Annotated in this window: 18 protein-coding genes; 3 read left to right on the plus strand and 15 right to left on the minus strand. The window is 37.4% G+C overall.

Going from position 1 to position 18384, the window contains the following annotated elements; translation table 11 throughout:
* Nucleotides 1-98 precede the first annotated feature (98 nt).
* From ftsA to mraZ, 12 genes are all read right to left on the minus strand, one after another.
* Nucleotides 99-1457, minus strand: coding sequence for a cell division protein FtsA (ftsA, locus tag ACY2RS_RS08775; RefSeq protein WP_490098269.1), 1359 nt, complete (start codon nt 1455-1457; stop codon nt 99-101).
* 5 nt (nt 1458-1462) lie between these two features.
* Nucleotides 1463-2179: a cell division protein FtsQ/DivIB gene (locus ACY2RS_RS08780; protein ID WP_490098270.1), complete on the minus strand. Its 717-nt coding sequence runs from the start codon at nt 2177-2179 to the stop codon at nt 1463-1465.
* Nucleotides 2169-3545 carry a UDP-N-acetylmuramate--L-alanine ligase gene (locus ACY2RS_RS08785; protein WP_490098410.1) on the minus strand — a complete coding sequence of 459 codons (1377 nt, stop codon included), beginning with the start codon at nt 3543-3545 and terminating at the stop codon, nt 2169-2171. The genes ACY2RS_RS08780 and ACY2RS_RS08785 overlap by 11 nt, the downstream gene beginning before the upstream one ends.
* Before the next feature lie 109 nt (nt 3546-3654).
* Nucleotides 3655-4761 (minus strand): undecaprenyldiphospho-muramoylpentapeptide beta-N-acetylglucosaminyltransferase, encoded by a 1107-nt coding sequence (gene murG, locus ACY2RS_RS08790; RefSeq protein WP_490098411.1) that lies wholly within the window; start codon nt 4759-4761, stop codon nt 3655-3657.
* A gap of 62 nt (nt 4762-4823) precedes the next feature.
* Nucleotides 4824-6014 (minus strand): FtsW/RodA/SpoVE family cell cycle protein, encoded by a 1191-nt coding sequence (locus tag ACY2RS_RS08795; protein ID WP_490098271.1) that lies wholly within the window; start codon nt 6012-6014, stop codon nt 4824-4826.
* Between the two features lie 67 nt (nt 6015-6081).
* Nucleotides 6082-7416 (minus strand): UDP-N-acetylmuramoyl-L-alanine--D-glutamate ligase, encoded by a 1335-nt coding sequence (gene murD, locus ACY2RS_RS08800; RefSeq protein WP_490098272.1) that lies wholly within the window; start codon nt 7414-7416, stop codon nt 6082-6084.
* Between the two features lie 73 nt (nt 7417-7489).
* Nucleotides 7490-8722 carry a phospho-N-acetylmuramoyl-pentapeptide-transferase gene (gene mraY / locus ACY2RS_RS08805; RefSeq protein WP_490098273.1) on the minus strand — a complete coding sequence of 411 codons (1233 nt, stop codon included), beginning with the start codon at nt 8720-8722 and terminating at the stop codon, nt 7490-7492.
* 3 nt (nt 8723-8725) lie between these two features.
* Entirely contained in the window at nt 8726-10189 is a 1464-nt protein-coding gene (locus ACY2RS_RS08810; RefSeq protein WP_490098274.1) for a UDP-N-acetylmuramoyl-L-alanyl-D-glutamate--2,6-diaminopimelate ligase, read from the minus strand.
* Nucleotides 10186-12189, minus strand: coding sequence for a penicillin-binding protein (locus tag ACY2RS_RS08815; RefSeq protein WP_490098275.1), 2004 nt, complete (start codon nt 12187-12189; stop codon nt 10186-10188). Before ACY2RS_RS08815 ends, ACY2RS_RS08810 begins: the two co-directional genes overlap by 4 nt.
* A 4-nt stretch (nt 12190-12193) precedes the next feature.
* Nucleotides 12194-12511 (minus strand): FtsL-like putative cell division protein, encoded by a 318-nt coding sequence (locus ACY2RS_RS08820; protein ID WP_490098276.1) that lies wholly within the window; start codon nt 12509-12511, stop codon nt 12194-12196.
* 76 nt (nt 12512-12587) lie between these two features.
* Nucleotides 12588-13484 (minus strand): 16S rRNA (cytosine(1402)-N(4))-methyltransferase RsmH, encoded by an 897-nt coding sequence (gene rsmH, locus ACY2RS_RS08825; protein WP_490098277.1) that lies wholly within the window; start codon nt 13482-13484, stop codon nt 12588-12590.
* On the minus strand, nt 13471-13941 hold the full coding sequence (gene mraZ / locus ACY2RS_RS08830) for a division/cell wall cluster transcriptional repressor MraZ (RefSeq protein WP_490098278.1): 471 nt from the start codon (nt 13939-13941) through the stop codon (nt 13471-13473). Before mraZ ends, rsmH begins: the two co-directional genes overlap by 14 nt.
* Before the next feature lie 287 nt (nt 13942-14228).
* Here mraZ and ACY2RS_RS08835 point away from each other — a divergent pair, with 287 nt between their 5' ends.
* Together ACY2RS_RS08835 and yihA are read left to right on the plus strand one after the other, a co-directional pair.
* The gene (locus ACY2RS_RS08835; RefSeq protein WP_490098279.1) at nt 14229-14993 is read left to right on the plus strand and encodes an alpha/beta fold hydrolase; all 765 of its coding nucleotides are present in this window, start codon (nt 14229-14231) and stop codon (nt 14991-14993) included.
* 55 nt (nt 14994-15048) lie between these two features.
* On the plus strand, nt 15049-15657 hold the full coding sequence (gene yihA / locus ACY2RS_RS08840) for a ribosome biogenesis GTP-binding protein YihA/YsxC (RefSeq protein ID WP_490098280.1): 609 nt from the start codon (nt 15049-15051) through the stop codon (nt 15655-15657).
* A 17-nt stretch (nt 15658-15674) separates the two neighbouring features.
* Here the strand turns inward: yihA and ACY2RS_RS08845 are convergent, their stop codons facing one another.
* Genes ACY2RS_RS08845 through gldB form a run of 3 tightly spaced genes read right to left on the minus strand, consistent with a single transcriptional unit; the run spans nt 15675 to nt 17338 of the window.
* Nucleotides 15675-16031, minus strand: a complete 357-nt coding sequence (locus ACY2RS_RS08845) for a GTPase (protein ID WP_490098281.1) — start codon at nt 16029-16031, stop codon at nt 15675-15677.
* A gap of 9 nt (nt 16032-16040) precedes the next feature.
* Complete coding sequence (gldC, locus tag ACY2RS_RS08850; protein WP_490098282.1) at nt 16041-16379, minus strand: gliding motility protein GldC; 339 nt, start codon at nt 16377-16379, stop codon at nt 16041-16043.
* Nucleotides 16379-17338: a gliding motility lipoprotein GldB gene (gene gldB / locus ACY2RS_RS08855; RefSeq protein ID WP_490098283.1), complete on the minus strand. Its 960-nt coding sequence runs from the start codon at nt 17336-17338 to the stop codon at nt 16379-16381. The genes gldC and gldB overlap by 1 nt, the downstream gene beginning before the upstream one ends.
* Nucleotides 17339-17511: 173 nt before the next feature.
* Here gldB and nadE point away from each other — a divergent pair, with 173 nt between their 5' ends.
* Nucleotides 17512-18300 carry an NAD(+) synthase gene (nadE, locus tag ACY2RS_RS08860; protein WP_490098284.1) on the plus strand — a complete coding sequence of 263 codons (789 nt, stop codon included), beginning with the start codon at nt 17512-17514 and terminating at the stop codon, nt 18298-18300.
* Nucleotides 18301-18384 lie beyond the last annotated feature (84 nt).

Raw genomic sequence — 18384 nt, forward strand, 5'->3', positions numbered from 1 at the left:
ATTTTTTTATTCTTAAAAGTTTTTCCAAATCTTATCTATGTAGGTTTCGACTGCGCTCAACCAGACAAATCATGGAACTTTTAACTTTAATTAATTCGTTATTCTGCGTTATCTAGAAACTCTTTAAATTTTTCTGCCCATTTCTCAAAAATCCCTTTACGCTCTTTGTCTTCTCTGGGCTGAATTTCTATAATATCTTCTTCACTTTCTGGGTCATCTGAAACTAAAATACGCTCGGCGCTTTCTTTTGCATCTGCTGCGGCTTCTTGTTGTTTTGAAACAGCAGTCGCTCTTGCTTTATTTTCTAGACTGTTCATTACCAATCCTACAGCTGTTGCGTACAACGGACTCGTAGTTTCGCTATCACTATCGCCTGCCAAGTGCTCATTAGGATATCCAATTCTGGTATCCATTCCTGTGATATATTCTACCAGCTGTTTTAAGTGTTGCAATTGTGCACCACCACCTGTTAATACAATACCAGCAATCAATTTCTTCTTTTGCTCTTCGTGACCGTAATTTTTAATTTCTAAATACACTTGCTCAATAATCTCTACCACACGTGCGTGGATTATTTTAGACAAGTTTTTTAATGTTATTTCTTTAGGCTCTCTTCCTCTTAATCCGGGAATCGATACTATTTCATTGTCTTTATTTTCGCCTGGCCATGCAGACCCAAATTTAATCTTCAGTAATTCTGCTTGCTTTTCAATAATGCTGCATCCTTCTTTAATATCTTCGGTAATCACATTTCCGCCGAAAGGAATCACCGCAGTATGGCGAATGATACCATCTTTAAAAATGGCTAAATCTGTCGTTCCACCTCCAATATCAATCAATGCAACTCCAGCTTCTTTTTCTTCTTGGCTTAATACTGCATTTGCAGACGCCAAAGGCTCTAGTGTAATTCCGCTTAATTCTAATCCGGAGCTTTTTACACAACGCCCAATATTTTTTATCGAGGCTACCTGCCCTACTACCACGTGAAAATTGGCCTCTAAACGACCTCCATACATTCCAATAGGTTCTTTTATCTCTGCCTGCCCATCTACTTTAAAATCCTGTGGCAATACATGAATAATCTCTTCTCCAGGCAACATCACTAGCTTATGCACTTGGTTGCAGAGGCTATCAATATCATCTTCATCGATCACTTCATCACTATCGGCCCTTGTGATATAATCACTGTGCTGGAGGCTACGAATGTGCTGACCCGCAATCCCTACTACAACATCTTCTATTTTAATTCCAGAAGATGTTTCTGCATCGGTAACAGCCTGTTGAATAGACTGAATGGTTTGCGTAATATTATTTACTACCCCACGGTGAACGCCTAAACTTTTGGATTTCCCAATCCCCAAAATTTCCATCTTGCCATACTCATTCTCTCGACCAATCATAGCAACAATCTTTGTTGTTCCTATATCCAATCCTACAGCAATGTTTCCTTGTTCCATAGCCTTTATTTTTTTGTTGCTACTACTTGACTGCCAAAGCGTACATCTACAGTTTTGTAGTTTGACAACATTTTATCTTGTTTTGTTTTTTGATAAAATGCCTTGTAATTCTGAAATTTCCTTTCGGCATTTTGTGTCGTTCCAAAAAGCAATGTAAATGCTTGATTGCGCATGCGCATTTCAATCGTTCCATCTTTTGAAACATGCATTCCCACCACACTACTTTTCATCATGGCATCCCGATTTATTTTCAATAGTACATCTTTAATTGCCTCGGCGTGTTTTTGTGCATTTCCGGTAACAATTGGAACCCTTGCCGTGTACACAGATGACAAAGGCATCTTTTTTCCGTCATCATCAAGGTAATAATCTGTCGATGCAGCCACACGAGCGATTGGATTTCTCTGATTTATTTTTGCTCCCAATACCCCTTGAACCGTGATATACACTTCGGCGTCTCGAATCATGTCATTTTCCAGCAAACGTTGCTCCACCTCTTTCAAAACTAAGGCTTCTTTAGGGATGCTCGTAATGGTGTCAAAATTTTGTATTAACAATTTATTAACCGAATTCAGCGTAATAAAAGGAGGGTTTTCATCCAGGAATTCTATGGTAGTTTTCGTTAAATTTCGAGCACTATTTCGTTGCTTCGTAAAGCCAAAAAGAAGGCCTACCAATAGTGTAAGAACAACAAACCTTATGATACCCCAGTTAACTTTCATAAGCAAGTGCATGTGTTATGCTTGAAACTTCAGCGCCAATATCGCCAGCTCCAACCAATAATTTTATTCTGCAGTCAGCTGCCTGCACGTTGCGTAGTAGTGTTTCCTTAGAAATCAACGCAACTTTTGATGCATCTATTGCCAACTTTTTAATTTTATCTAATAACCATTGTGAAGTAACTCCTTCGATAGGTTCTTCTCGAGCAGGATAAATATCCAACAAAAGGACTTCATCAAATTGCGCTAAACTTTCAGCAAAACCATCAACAAAATCTTGGGTTCTACTAAATAAATGTGGTTGAAAAACAATCATTTTTTTATCGTTTGGATACATTTCTGCTACCGCTTGATACAATGCATTTATCTCGGTTGGATGGTGCGCGTAATCGTCTATCAATACCAAATCATCTCTTCGAATTTTATAGGTAAACCTTCTTTCAACGCCTTTAAAAGTTGAAATAGCTTTGGGTAGGCAATGGGTTGGGGTACCCGCTAAAATTGCCATCCCCAAAGCTGTAATAGCGTTGTGTAGGTTATGATGTCCAGGAATAGAAAACTCTAAATCTTTTAAGGTAATTTCTGGTGTCTTTAAATCAAATACATAGACTCCGTTTTCGATACGTACATGTTGCGCTTCAAATTGCGCAGTTTCTTGAATGGCAACCGATTGTCCGTTTAAAGGCAAACCTTTTTTGTGCAGCAACTGATTTTTATCGGCCACTAAACTTGCAAATTCAACGAACGATTCTTCAATCGCAGTAGCATTTCCGTAGATATCTAGATGATCTGCATCCATAGAAGTAACACAGGCAATGTCTGGGCGCAGTGTTAAAAAAGAACGATCAAACTCATCTGCTTCTACCACGGTAATTTCAGTTCCTTTACAAATAAAATTTGATTTATAATTCTCTGTGATACCCCCTAAGAAAGCCGTAACAGGCATATTGCAATGTGCCAATAAATGCCCTAATATTGCCGAAGTTGTGGTTTTACCATGCGTTCCAGCAACTGCTAAGCAAAGGGTGTCTTGTGTGACCTCTCCAAGAAATTGAGATCGTTTTATCACACGATACTTATTGTTATAAAACCATTGCAACAAGACATTATTTTTTGGGATTGCTGGCGTATATACCACCAAGGTGGTCTCTTGATTTTTAACAGCTTTTGGTAATGATGCAACACTGTCCATAAATGAAATAACAGCCCCTTCATTTTCTAAGGTTTCGGTTAAGGTTGTTTTTGTTTTATCGTAACCAAAAACTGCCAGTTCTTTTTTAATAGCAAAACGAGCCAAAGCACTCATACCAATGCCGCCTATACCAACAAAATAAATAGCTTTTATGTTTTGTAAGGGATTCAAATTTATTATTTATACTAGTTATTTTTTATATTAATCTTGCTTAACATCTATCTAAATCTCCCTTCAAACGGAGACTTCCTTTTGAAAACATCGTTTTTGATCTCTTGAAAAATGTCTAACCTTTATTTTTTAATAGTTTTTCAATTTCATTTACAATCTCTTTAGTAGCATTTGGTTTTGCTAATGCTGAAATTTGAGCACTCAACTCTTGTTGCTTTGCATTATCACTTAGCAAACTCCCCAACACTTCTTTGAACTGTTCTTGTGCATCTTTTTCTCGCAATAAAATGGCTGCATTTTTTTGAGATATCGACAAGGCATTCTTGGTTTGATGATCCTCAGCCACATTTGGACTCGGAATGAAAATCACTGGCTTTCCTACCAAACAAAGTTCAGAAACCGACAAGGCACCTGCTCGACTGATAATAACATCTGCTGCCGCATAGGCCAAATCCATCTTATTTAAAAAAGGATGCACTTGTATGTTTTCTCGTGATCTATCTTTATACGTTTCTGCATAGAATTTTCCACATTGCCAAATCACTTGTACTTCTTCTTCTTTGAAATATGAAAGATGGGTATCAATTAATTCGTTTATTTTTTTAGCTCCCAAACTTCCTCCCAATACAAGGATGGTTTTTGCCGAAGATTTCAGTTTAAAAAACGCTTGTGCTTCTTCTCGTTTTCCTTGTACATCCAGTAAATCTTGGCGCACAGGATTTCCAGTTAATTGCACCTTACTTGCTGGAAAAAATTGCTCCATCCCATCATAGGCAGTACAAATACGTTGTACATGTTTACTCAACCATTTATTGGTAATTCCTGCGTGGCTATTTTGTTCTTGTATCAAACAAGGCACTCCTTTTGAAGCCGCCATTTTTAGTAATGGCGCACTTGCATAGCCACCCGTACCGATAGCAGCATCGGGTTTAAATTTTGAGACGATGCGTCTAGATCTCCATAAACTAGAAATCAATTTAAATGGAAACATCAGATTTTTTAGTGTCAGGTTACGTTGTAATCCTGCGATCCAGAGTCCCTCAATTTTGTATCCAGCTTGCGGCACTTTTTCCATTTCCATTCTATCCTTAGCACCAACAAAAAGAAATTCAGATTGAGGATAACGAGATTTCAATTCGTTGGCGATTGCTATAGCAGGATAAATATGCCCTCCGGTGCCTCCACCAGAGATGATAAACTTGTATGTTTTGTTTGTTTTAATGCTGTTTGTTTTTATTTACTTCTTCAAACCCTAAAGGGTGATTTGAAGAACAGTTTTAAATTCTATAACGCTTGACTTAAAATATCTAATGGATTTTCTGTCGCGGCATCATCTTTCTTTTTCACTTCTCTTTTGGCACTTACACTTAATACCATTCCTAAAGCCAAACAGGTCATCCAGATACTGGTCCCTCCACTACTAATGAGTGGTAATGTTTGTCCTGTTACTGGAAATAATTCTACAGCAACCGCCATATTAATCAATGCTTGAAATACAATAGGGAGTCCTACGCCAATGACTAACAACTTAGCAAACATAGCAGTAGACTTATGTGCCACCACCACCAACCTAAAGAGTAAAATCAAATAAATAATCATAACTCCTAGGGCTCCTACAATCCCAAATTCTTCTACGATAATGGCATAAATGAAATCTGAAGACGACTGTGGCAAGAAGTTTTTTTGTACACTTTTCCCTGGTCCTAAGCCCGTAACACCTCCTGATGCAATGGCAATTTTCGCTTTTTCAATTTGGTAATCAGCCTCGGTATCTGTTTTGTCTGCAAAGTTCTCAACCCTACTAATCCATGTATCTACTCTGTTTGGGAATACACCTGGAAATGCTTTTGCTGTCAATACAAAAAGTGTGAGCATGATAAGTCCTGCACCCAATACGATACCTAGATATTTAATAGGATATCCTCCAACAAAGACAAGTAAAATTACCATCGCAAAAATAATTGCGGTTGTAGAAAAGTTAGCGGGTAAGATGAGTGCAAGTACAATAAATACTGGAAGCCAGAGTGGCAACAAGGTTTCTTTAAAAGTGACTACTTTATCTTTTATTCTGGATAAATACCGCGCTACATAGGTCATTAAGACAACTGCTGCCAAGGTGGAAGTCTGAAATGTTACACCAACCAAAGGCACCCGTATCCACCTACTAGCGTTAGCGCCTCCAATAGTATTTCCTTGCGCCATGGTAAGTAATAACAATACAATGATAACTGGTAAGGCAATAATTGAAAGTCCTCTAAAGTAATGGTACGGTATTTTGTGAACACCATATAAAATACCAAACCCAAGCATCAAGTGTGCAAAATGTTTTATGAGAAACTTGAAGGTATTTCCATCCCCATACATATACGCCAAATTACTACTTGCGCTATACACTGGCATAAACGAGAATATAGCCAAAGCACCTGCAATGGCCCAAATGGCTCTATCTCCTTGTATGTTTTTGAAAATTTTCAAATTTTATTTTATCTAATTTGTATTATACCATTAACGGCATCCGTCTTCGGTCAACCGTCATCATACTTTACAGATGTCTCACCGCTTCTTTAAACTGTCTTCCTCTGTCTTCATAATTTGAAAACAAATCGAAGCTTGCGCATGCTGGACTTAATAATACCGTATCGTTCCTATCGGCTAATTTGTAGGCCACTTTTACAGCTTCTTCCATACCTGCGGTTTCAATGAGCATGTCTACTACATTCCCAAACTGCTTTTTTATTTTTTCATTATCTACACCCAAACAGATAATGGCTTTCACTTTTTCATTTACTAAGGGTAGCAACTCTGAGTAATCGTTCCCTTTATCTACACCACCTACTATCCAAACAGTTGGTGTTTGCATACTATCTAAGGCATAAAATGTGGCATTTACATTAGTAGCTTTGCTATCGTTGATATACATCACATTATTAATTTTCAACACTTTTTCTAGACGGTGTTCTACCCCTTGAAAATTCTCTAACGACTCTCTAATAGTTGCCTTTCTAATTTTTAGAAGGGTAGCCACTGTAGTAGCCGCCATAGCGTTTTTAACATTGTGTTGTCCTTGTAATCCTAAAGCTGCGATTGGCATAGTAAATTGGGTATTTTGTAAGGTTATAATTATTTGTTCTTCTTTTATATATGCACCTTCATCTACTTTTTTTGTAAGTGAAAAAGGTATTTTTTTTGCTTTAATCTCGTGGTTTGAAAGCCACTTTTGTATCTCTTCATCATCGGCATCATAGATAAAATAATCTGACGCAGTCTGATTTTTAGTAATTTTAAATTTAGAAGCGATATAGTTTTCATACTTATACTCATATCTATCTAAATGATCTGGGCTTAGATTTGTCAGCACTGCAATGTGCGGCGCAAAATCTTCTATTCCATCTAGTTGAAAACTACTCAACTCCAATACATAGTTTTCAAAATCTCCAGCTGCAACTTGCGCTGCAAAACTGTCTCCTATATTTCCTCCGAGTGCCACATTGAGCTCGTCTTTTAGCAAGGCGTACGTTAGACTTGCTGTGGTTGTTTTTCCATTACTCCCAGTAATTCCAACAATGGTTGCCTTAGTAAAAGCTGCTGCAAATTCGATTTCTGAAATTACCTGAATCCCTTTTGCTTTTAGTTGCATTACAATTAGAACTGTATCGGGAATTCCTGGACTTTTCACCACCACATCGGCATTTAATATCTTCGCTTCGGTATGTCCGCCTTCTTCCCAGTCGATCTCATTTTGTGACAATACAGATGCATATTGATCTTTAATATTTCCGAAGTCACTAACAAACACATCATATCCTTTCTGCATCCCAAGAAGCGCGGTACCAACACCACTTTCTCCACCTCCTAATATGACTAATCTTTGTTTCATTAACTTCTTTATTAGATACTCCAAACTATTGCTGAACATCCCTCTAAATCTCCCTTCAAAGGGAGACTTTATTTTATCTAATTTTGAGTGTCACTATGGTTAAGACCGCAAGAAAAATCCCAACGATCCAAAACCTGGTTACTATCTTACTTTCGTGAAAACCTCCTTTTTGATAATGATGGTGTAAGGGTGACATTTTAAAAATGCGTCGTCCTTCTCCGTATTTCTTTCGGGTATACTTAAACCAACTTACTTGCATTATCACAGATAAGTTTTCCATTACGAAAATTCCACATAGAATTGGAATCAACCATTCTTTTCGAATCGCAATGGCAATTACAGCGATAATTGCACCTATTGTTAAACTTCCTGTATCTCCCATAAACACTTGTGCCGGATAAGCATTATACCATAAAAACCCAATGAGCGCTCCTACAAATGCCATGATAAAAATGGTAAGCTCTCCCGTATTTGGGATGTACATGATATTGAGATAGTCTGAGAAAATGACATTCCCACTTACCCATGCAAACAAAGCCAAAGTGACTGCAATAATCGCAGATGTTCCAGCTGCGAGACCATCAATACCGTCTGTAAGATTTGCACCATTTGAAACACCAGTTATAATAATGATCACGATTGGAATGAAAATCAACCAAGCGTAAGAAGCATACTCATCACCAGCCCAGGTTACTAACTTTTCGTAATTAATTTCATTACCACTTATAAAAGGCATGGTGGTTAACAATTTCTTTTCTGCTTCGTTAAAAGTTTTACTTCCTCGTTCATTCACAATTTCTTGCCCAGTAACAGGATCAAGTTTTTCGGTTTTTACAGTAATATCACTATGAAAAAACATAGTAGCTCCTACAATTATTCCTAATCCAACTTGCCCAATTACCTTAAATTCACCTGGCAATCCAGCCTTGTCATTTTTAAACTTTTTTAAGTAATCATCTAAAAACCCAATTGCTCCCATCCATAGGGTGGTCACAATTAAAAGGATGACATAAATGTTTTCGAGTTTTGCAAACAAGAGTACAGGCACTAAGGTTGCTAAAATGATAATCAAGCCACCCATAGTAGGTGTTCCCGCTTTTTCTGTTTGTCCTTCAAGACCTAAATCACGAATGGTTTCACCCATTTGTTTTTGCTGTAAAATCTTGATGATTTTTTTACCCCAAACTGTTGCTATCAACAAAGAAGTGATGACAGCCATAGCCGCTCTAAAAGTGATAAACTGAAACAGTCCAGCACCTGGCAAGTCATAGGTTTTATCTAAAAAATCGAACAAGTAATACAACATAGTTTATTTATTTAGGGCGATTAATAGTTGGTTTATAATTTTAAAATCATCAAAATCGGTGCGTTCTCCGTTTACTTCTTGATAGGTTTCATGACCTTTTCCAGCTACCAAAATGATGTCATTTTCATTGGCCATTTGACAGGCAGTTTTAATGGCTTGTTTTCTATCGGTAATAGATAGTGTCTTTTTATAATGCTCTGCAGGAACGCCCGCTTCCATTTGTTCTATGATGGTTTCTGGATTTTCGGTACGTGGATTATCACTCGTGAAAATCACTTTGGTACTAAGTTGCGCTGCAATGTTGCCCATTTTTGGGCGCTTTGTTGCATCACGATCTCCTCCACAACCTACTACAGTTATCAATTCTTCATTCCCAGTTCTAATGGTATTAATAGTTTCTAATACATTTTGTAAAGCATCAGGTGTGTGTGCATAATCTACAATTGCGGTTACTTTTCCTTCAGAAATTAAATACTGAAATCTACCATCTACACTTTCTAAATTGCTCAACAACTGTAATGCCTCTAACGCTTCCAAACCGAGCTGTTCTGCAGTAGCATAAATCGCTAAAAGATTATAGGCATTAAAATTTCCGATGAGCTTCACCCACAACTCTTGATTGTTAATCTTAAGAAGTAATCCTTGCAATTGGTTTTCTAAAATTTGCGCTCTGTAATCTGCAAAGCTTTTTAAGGCATAGGTATATTTCTTTGCAACGGTATTTTGAAGCATCACTGCCCCATTTTTGTCATCCACATTTGTCAATGCAAAAGCCGTTTTTGGTAACTGATCGAAGAAGGTTTTCTTCACATCACGATATTCTTTGAAATCGTTGTGATAGTCAAGATGATCGTGAGAAAGGTTTGTGAAAATCCCTCCTGCAAAATGCAATCCTTCGGTTCTTTTTTGGTGAATCCCATGCGAGCTTACTTCCATAAAACAAAACTCAACTCCAGCATCTACCATTTCTCGCAAATACTTATTAATAGTCAAACTATCTGGCGTGGTGTGCGTTGCTTTGTGCTGAAATATTCCAACCATTATTTTTACGGTAGACAATAGCCCCACCTCATAACCAGCCGCAGCAAATAAGTTATAGAGCAAGGTTGCAATCGTTGTTTTTCCATTGGTTCCTGTCACTCCTACGAGCTTGAGTTGCTCTGAAGGATTTTCGTAAAAATTAGCTGCCATGATCGCCATAGCTTGCTGACTATCGGCAACCTGTACATAGGTGATTCCTCCAATAATAACTTCTGGAAGTGTTTCACAAATAATCGCCAAAGCGCCTTGCTGTATTGCTTTTTCTATATAGGCATGTCCATCACTTTGTGTCCCTTTAATGGCTATAAAAACATCGTCTAAGCCTACTTTTCTGCTATCAAATTGCAGTTCACGAAACGCCACAGCAGTATTCCCCACTACCTTTTCTAGTGACACTTTATAGAGTATGTCTTTTAAAACAATCACGATAATTGGAGTATTATTTCTTGTCCGTCTTTGATATTTTCACCCTTCGAGAGTGACTGACTTTTTACAGTTCCCTGTCCTTGAATCTTCACCTTAAGTCCTAAATTTTCTAACAAAGCCACCGCATCCATACCTGCCATGCCTTTTACATTAGGCATTGTTGTAGCACGGTTTTGCACTTTATCATAATAGCTATCATAGTCACTCTGCATACTTTTATCTAACAAGTCTGATGCAGCCACTTCTGCTTTTAGAGGACTGTCGGTATATATCTTTTGTGCAATACGTTTAAACACAGGACCCGTAACATCTGCTCCATAAATACCAATCTTGGTACTTGGTTTGTGGATGACTACAATGCAAGAATATTTTGGAGCTTTGGCTGGAAAGTATCCTGCAAAAGAAGACACATACTTTCTGTCCTTCAACCATTCTTCGAGGTTTGCATATTCCGTTCTTGCTGTACCTGTTTTACCAGCCATCGAAAAGTTTTTTGAATACAAGCCTTTTCCAGTACCTCTACGCACAATATTTTTCAATATTTCTTGCATTTTAGCAATGGTTGTCTTCGATGCAATTTGATCTATAAGCACTTCGGTTCCAAAAGATTCTATTTGTTCGTTCCAAGATCGAATCTCTTTAATGAATTGCGGCTTCACCATAGTGCCATTATTGGCTATGGCATTGTAAAAGGTTAGAATTTGCAGAGGAGTCATTTGTAGGTTATAACCATACGAGATGGATGGCAAGGCATTTCTACTCCAACGCTTATCACCAACCTCTGGAATTATTGGCTCCCCTTCGCCTTTAATAGGAATTCCAATTTTTTTATGTAAGCCCCACTTTCTAACTTGATCCATGAACTTTTTAGGATCATCTTTATACGCCCCATCAATCATTCTAGCAAAACCAATATTTGATGACACCTCAAGGGCTCTAGCCGCAGATATTTCACCATAACCTCCTCTTTTAGAATCTGTGATAGTACGACCATACATGCGAATTTTACCTTGCTCTGTATCTACCACTGTAGCAGTATCGATCACTTTATGTTCTAAAGCAACCGTCATCGCTACTGTTTTAAAGGTTGAACCTGGTTCTATAGATTCCCAAACAGCATAATTTAAACGTTCGTAATAATTACCATTTCTACTTTTACCAAGATTGGCTACGGCTTTAATTTCTCCTGTGGCTACTTCCATCACAATGACACTTCCATGATCGGCTTCGTAGGCTTCCAATTGTTTCAATAAAGCATGGTGCGCAATATCTTGCATGTTTACATTAATAGTAGAAATCACATCGTACCCATCTTGTGGCTCTACTTCATTTTCATCATAGACAGGCTTCCATCGTCCTTTTGAAATTTTTTGTTTGAGACGCTTTCCGTCTTTTCCACTTAATTGCTCATGATAGGCACCCTCTAAGCCAACCGCATAGTAACCAGGCGTGTTTCGATCTTCATTACCCACCAAACGCTCTGCAATTTTCCCCATAGGATGTTCACGAACTGTACTCTGCTCTGCAATAAAACCACCTCTATTAGGTCCTTTTTTAAACAAAGGCATTTTTTTAACGCGTATATAATCTGAGTAGCCCAATTTTTTAGCGATCAACAAATACCTGTTTTTATTGGTGCGCGCTTTACGAAGTAAGTTTTGGTAATATGAAGCAGGCTTCTTAAACATCGTCGCCAACTCCTTAGAGAGTGGCACTAAATTTTCATCAAAATCTTTTTTAGTTACTGTGACAGCATCAAATCGAATATCATATTTCGGCACAGAACTCGCTAGAAGACTTCCATCATCTGCATATACATTGCCACGATTTGCAGGAATGGTGAAGTTTTTGGTGGTGTTTTTAGCTGCAAGCGCACGATAAGTATCGCCTTCGATGAATTGAATGTCAATTAATTTCACAGCAATAAGTAGCGCAAAGAGAAACATACCTCCAGCGACAAAATATAAGCGGTTTAATATGTTTTTTTCTTTGTTAGACACCGCGCTACTGTTTTTTAGTGATGATTATTTTTTGCGGTGGTGTTTCGCTGGTTTGCAACCCTCTCTTTGCCATTGCCGCAGTTATTTTACTTTCCATTTTGGTTTGAGTAAGTTGCTTTCGCACATCTAGATACTCACTCTTTAATTCTTTTACTTCATTATTAAGCTGTGCAATACGGTGTACCTTTTTATCTGCCGTATGACTACTCCCTATCATCACCAAAGCCAAGAGACTCAGGAAAATGATAAACCTCCAGTTTTTAAGAGCATCGTCGCTCACTAGAAATTTTCCTTTGATGATATTGTAGAAGTTTTGTTTCATTTTTATAATTCACATCAAGGTCTCGACTGTGCTTACGCTATAGCTTCAGCGACACGTGCGCTCGATCAGACAACATCTATAATTTTTGAGCTACTCTAAGTTTTGCACTTCGCGCTCTGTTATTATCTTTTATTTCTTCTGCATCAGGAATGATAAATTTCCCAACTGGCTTTAGTGGAACTTCCACTCTTCCAAACACATCTTTTTCTGGCTCTCCTTCAAACATCCCATTTCGCATGAAGCGTTTTACCAACCTATCTTCTAGACTGTGATAGCTAATTAAGCTTAATCGCCCCTCAGGCTTTAAAACTTCGATGGTTTGGTTTAAAAATTCTTTTAACACTTCCAGCTCCTGATTTACTTCAATCCTGATAGCTTGATAAATCTGGGCTAAAATTTTGTTCTCTCTATGTTTTGGTAAAAACCTGCCTAAGGCTTTTTTTAACTGCTCACTTGTCTTGATCTCTTCTTGCGATCGTGCATCACAAATCACTCTTGCCATTCCCGCTGCTGCTCTTAGCTCTCCATATTGAAACAAAACACTTCTCAAATGCGCTTCTTCATAATTGTTTACTACATCATATGCAGAAAATGCAGCACCTTGATTCATTCTCATATCCAGATCGGCTTCAAAACGTGTTGAAAAACCGCGTTCTGCTACATCAAATTGATGAGAAGAAACTCCAAAATCTCCCAAAATTCCATCTACTTCTTTGTGACCATGAAATCTCAAAAAACGCTTCAAAAAACGGAAGTTCTCATTCACCAATGTAAATCGAGGATCATCAATTGTATTTGCCAATGCATCTGTATCTTGATCAAAAGCAATGAGGGTACCTTCTGGACCTAGTCTCTTTAAAATTTCTCGAGAATGACCTCCACCACCAAAGGTTACATCAACATAAACACCATCTGGCTTAATCGCTAGACCATCTACTGTTGGATGCAACAAAACGGGATTATGATATTCCATCTGGCACGTCGTTATCACCCATCACCTCTTCTGCCAAATCGGCAAAATCATTTGCAGCATCATCGATGGCTTGTTCATACTTATCTTTATCCCAAACCTCTACAATGTTAATTGCAGAAGAGAGCACAACTTCTTTAGAAATACCTGCAAAAGAAGCGAGATCCTTAGGTATATTTAATCGTCCCGTCGCATCCAACTCCACCGTCTTAACTCCAGCAGTAAAACGACGAATGAAATCGACATTTTTACGATTAAAACGATTGAGTTTACTCATTTTATCCATGAGTGCGTTCCATTCTTGCATGGGATAGATTTCCAAGCAAGGCTGAAAAACAGCGCGCTTAATCACAAATCCATCTGCCATCACAGGAGACAATTGCTTCTTTAAAGGAGCAGGCACCATAAGCCTTCCCTTTACATCTGCTTTGCATTCGTATGTCCCTATTAAACTGAGCATTTCTTAGATTTATTCTGAAATATTAGTTCGTGAAATTTTTGTGATAAAGGTCAAATATAAAAAGTATTTACCACTTTTTACCACTATTTACCACATTGTTAATAAGTTTTAAATTTCAGAAAGAAGAAAAGAGGCTATGCTTCTGATTTGCAATCGATTATTTAAAAACTAAAAGTGGGATTTCAACAACATACTTCTTTAAAAATGTGCTGTTATTTGCCAAAAAAAAGAGGCGCTTATTTTGAATAAAAAAAGTGTATTTTTGTTTTTATAACCTGACTCATTTAATGACGCATCAACTAAAGAAAGAAGGAAAATTTAATTACGTAGAAATTGGTGAAGGAACCCCAATCATTATCTTACATGGATTGATGGGAGGCCTCAGTAATTTTGATGGTGTTGCCAATTTTTTTCCAGAAAAAGGATACAAGGTTATCATACCAGAATTGCCTCTGTACACCCTACCGTTGTTAAAAACGAACGTACGTAACTTTGCGAAATTTTTAAAAGAATTTATCATTCACAAAAAGTTTGAACAGGTTATTTTGGTCGGAAATTCCCTAGGGGGACACATTGGTTTATTATACACAAAATACTACCCAGAACACGTAAAAGGACTGGTACTTACCGGAAGTAGTGGTTTGTATGAGAGCGCTATGGGAGAAAGCTACCCAAAACGTGGTGATAGAGAATACATTCGTAAAAAAACCGAAGGCGTTTTTTATGATGCATCTATTGCTACACCAGAGTTGGTTGATGATGTTTACAATACTGTAAATGACAGGTCAAAGTTAATACGTACGCTTTCTATCGCCAAAAGTGCTATACGTCATAATATGGGGAAAGATTTACCAGAAATGGATACGCCTACCTGTATTATCTGGGGTAAAAACGACACAGTAACGCCACCAGAAGTTGCCGATGAGTTTCATGAAAAGCTTCCAGACAGCGACTTGTTTTGGATAGACAAATGTGGTCATGCATCCATGATGGAACATCCAAAGCAATTCAATGAAATATTACTAGCTTGGCTTCATAAGCGCGAGTTTTAATGCCGCATAACAAGTAGTATTTGCCTTATATTTCCGAAGTTAACATACCCACAGTATGAAAATAAAATCTGCAGAATTTGTAATGAGTAATAGCGATGTAGCAAAATGCCCCAAAGATCGCATACCCGAATACGCTTTTATTGGTCGTAGTAATGTGGGGAAATCATCGCTCATTAATATGTTGGTAGATCGAAAAAACTTGGCTAAAACCTCGGGGCGCCCAGGAAAAACGCAACTGATCAATCATTTTTTGATTAATAAAAACTGGTATCTCGTAGATTTACCTGGATACGGATATGCACGTGTTTCTAAAAAAGCGAAAAAAACCTTCCAGAAATTTATCACCGATTATTTTGAAAAGCGCGCACAATTAGTACTTGCTTTTGTATTAATAGATTGCAGACATGAACCCCAGCCCGTTGATGTTGATTTTATGCACTACTTAGGAGAAGCTGGAATTCCTTTTCAAATTATCTTCACAAAAGCCGATAAGTTGAAACCAAATGCACTCACGAGAAATGTAGAGGCTTATATTGAAAAAATGCTTGAAACCTGGGAAGAAATGCCACAATATTTTATCACTTCTTCTAGCAATAGAACTGGAAAGGAAGCATTAGTAGACTACATTGAATCTGTCAATGAAGAAATGAACGATCTTAACTAAGACATCAGTTCACAGCATTACATTCTTACCTTAATTGCTTCTATTAATTCCTCTTCTGTAGCAATAGACTCAAAATCACTAGCACTCATAAAAATATGAAGTTCCTGATTTTCCTCAGAGAGAATGAGCGGAAAGGTATATTTTGGCAACCATTTCGAATTGTATTGCTTTAAAAATTCATCTTTATGAAGAAAAATCATTTCTATAGGAGTTGTCTCTCGAAATGACTTCCATTTTTTATTTTCAGAAAATAGCCCGAAGGTGATATCACATAATTTGCAATCATAGGTGCTCGGACTTAGCAATTTGTGCGCACTATCTAGCATAGCATTTACAGCACCTGAGTTTGCATTGTAAATAAAAATAAGCTTCATAGTATACGCTTACTTCTTAACGAGCTCTAATTTTTCAGCAAAATAATCGCAAAAATCTTTCATGGTTGCTGTCATTTTTTCATCGTTGGTAGCACGATGAAAGGTATCTGCCATAGCGCTTAAGGTTTGGTGAAAGAAGATTTTCATTTCATCAAGCGGCATGTCTTTGGTCCATAAATCAATGCGCAAAGACTCTTTGGCTTTTTGGTCCCAAACAGACAACAACATTGCTTTGGTTTCTTGGTTTTCTATACCACCATCTTTAGCTGTCCAGTGCAATTTTTCTGGCACTTTATTTTCGTCAAGTGAAACATCAATAGTGATTTGTGATTTGTGTTGTGCTGCCATTATTTCTTGGGTTTGTATTTAGATTTTTTAAAGAGTGCTTCTGCATCGAGAACCAATAATTGCTGTAATGTAATATCGTTGTTATCCATAAAAGAACGTACTATTTGCCAACCAATATAGCGACCTACCATACCTGGGGATTCGTTATCTAGTTCTAGGTAGAACTTTGAGAAAGGCGCATTAGAAATGAACCTTGGGGTTAGCTTTGGATTGGTGCTAAACAACAATTCTTTCTCAATAAAATAACGCCACATTTCTACCTCATTATCTTGGGCCCATTTCCATTCTTCTTCTGTGTATCCAATTATGGAGGCATCACTCACAGAGGGCAACCATGCATCTTGTAAGTACAACTGTTTCCCGAAGTAAATAACCTGTTCTAAGAAGGTGTTCTTATTGGGTGGCGAGACATATTGCTGCGCATAGGCTTTTGCAATGTCACTTTCTAATTGAGATGCCTTTAAATTTTTTGAAATGTATTTTTTAATGTCTGTATAATAGCGATGCTCTGCTCCTAAATAGTTATCTAATGAAAGTAACAATAAGGTATCTGAAGCCACCATCACTCTATTTTTATAGTCTACATCGTTAATCAATGTAACTGTGGTAGGCACTCTAAATCTTGGAAAATAATACTTTATATGTTGAAATAACGAACCTAATTTATCTGCCAATTCGGTCTCGTCTGGAAACAATTTTGAAATCTCTGCAGCCATTTCCTTTTGTAAAGGTTCTTGAATACGTAACTCCCAAATACTATCTGGAGTCTTACTTGAAAAAAACATAGGAAACTTCTTTTTCAAGACAGGAAGATCACTCACAGTGCTGTTTGCAAATTCTTTATCAAAACGAATCACAGTGACATCTACAGGAATTTTAGAAATTTCTGTTTCTAGGGTACTTGTTTTTGTGCATCCAAACAATGCAACAAAACAAATAAAAAAAATAAACTTTTGCATAATATAAAGGTTCTATGGTATAGAACTCAATACCTTTTTATTAATTTTACAGAGAAGGTATTTTTTTCGGTTTTAGAAAGCACAAAAATACACTTTTAACAGGAATAGTGACCTTTTAATTACTTCGGAAATTTTAAAATTTCCGAAGCTGTTTTAAACAAAAAACCAATACGATGCAGGTAGAAAAAGTAACAGAATATATTGTAAACTGGTTAAAAGATTATGCAACAAATGCTGGCATGGAAGGCTTTGTAGTAGGCGTAAGCGGAGGCATTGATAGTGGCGTGACCTCAACACTTTGTGCCATGACCGGATTCCCTACACTCTGTGTAGAAATGCCCATTCATCAAGCCATAAGTCAAGTAACTAGAGCGCAAGAGCATATTGCGCAATTAAAAGATCGCTTTGATAATGTATCGAGCACAGAAGTAGATCTCACGCCTGTATTTGAAGGTTTCAAAAAACAAGTTCCAGATCCAGAAGGCAACGCCCTACTCGATCTTTCTCTTGCAAACACAAGAGCTCGATTAAGAATGACTACCTTATATTATTTTGCTGGGCTTCATAAGTATTTGGTTGCAGGAACTGGAAATAAAGTAGAAGATTTTGGTGTTGGATTTTACACCAAGTATGGAGATGGTGGGGTTGATTTGAGTCCGATAGCAGATTTAATGAAAAGTGAAGTATATGCCGTAGGTGCACATATACAAGTTCCTGCAGCTATATTAAAAGCTGCCCCTACCGACGGGCTCTTTGGAGATAGCCGAACCGATGAAGATCAAATAGGTGCAAGCTATGACGAATTAGAATGGGCAATGCACATGCAGGCTGTAGGAAAAAACCCTAGTGATTTTGTAGGTAGAAAAAAGGAGGTTTTTGAGATTTACACTAGACTTAATAGGGCTAATCAACATAAAATGAATCCTATCCCAGTTTGCAAAATACCGTCAGATTTTGCCTAATTTTAGTTTTTAAACGATTTTTCTAGTGTTATAACGAAAAGAGAAAGAAGCTACGATTGTATTATTTACTTTTGATTTTGTAGT

This window comes from Patiriisocius sp. 208BN25-11 (assembly GCF_058147145.1).

Coding starts and splice junctions, on each gene's coding strand:
- ftsA (WP_490098269.1), bottom strand. CDS start 1,457: ATGGAACAAGGAAACATTGCTGTAGGATTGGATATAGGAACAACAAAG.
- ACY2RS_RS08780 (WP_490098270.1), bottom strand. CDS start 2,179: ATGAAAGTTAACTGGGGTATCATAAGGTTTGTTGTTCTTACACTATTG.
- murD (WP_490098272.1), bottom strand. CDS start 7,416: ATGAAACAAAGATTAGTCATATTAGGAGGTGGAGAAAGTGGTGTTGGT.
- mraY (WP_490098273.1), bottom strand. CDS start 8,722: ATGTTGTATTACTTGTTCGATTTTTTAGATAAAACCTATGACTTGCCA.
- ACY2RS_RS08820 (WP_490098276.1), bottom strand. CDS start 12,511: ATGAAACAAAACTTCTACAATATCATCAAAGGAAAATTTCTAGTGAGC.
- rsmH (WP_490098277.1), bottom strand. CDS start 13,484: ATGGAATATCATAATCCCGTTTTGTTGCATCCAACAGTAGATGGTCTA.
- mraZ (WP_490098278.1), bottom strand. CDS start 13,941: ATGCTCAGTTTAATAGGGACATACGAATGCAAAGCAGATGTAAAGGGA.
- ACY2RS_RS08835 (WP_490098279.1), top strand. CDS start 14,229: ATGACGCATCAACTAAAGAAAGAAGGAAAATTTAATTACGTAGAAATT.
- yihA (WP_490098280.1), top strand. CDS start 15,049: ATGAAAATAAAATCTGCAGAATTTGTAATGAGTAATAGCGATGTAGCA.
- ACY2RS_RS08845 (WP_490098281.1), bottom strand. CDS start 16,031: ATGAAGCTTATTTTTATTTACAATGCAAACTCAGGTGCTGTAAATGCT.
- gldC (WP_490098282.1), bottom strand. CDS start 16,379: ATGGCAGCACAACACAAATCACAAATCACTATTGATGTTTCACTTGAC.
- gldB (WP_490098283.1), bottom strand. CDS start 17,338: ATGCAAAAGTTTATTTTTTTTATTTGTTTTGTTGCATTGTTTGGATGC.
- nadE (WP_490098284.1), top strand. CDS start 17,512: ATGCAGGTAGAAAAAGTAACAGAATATATTGTAAACTGGTTAAAAGAT.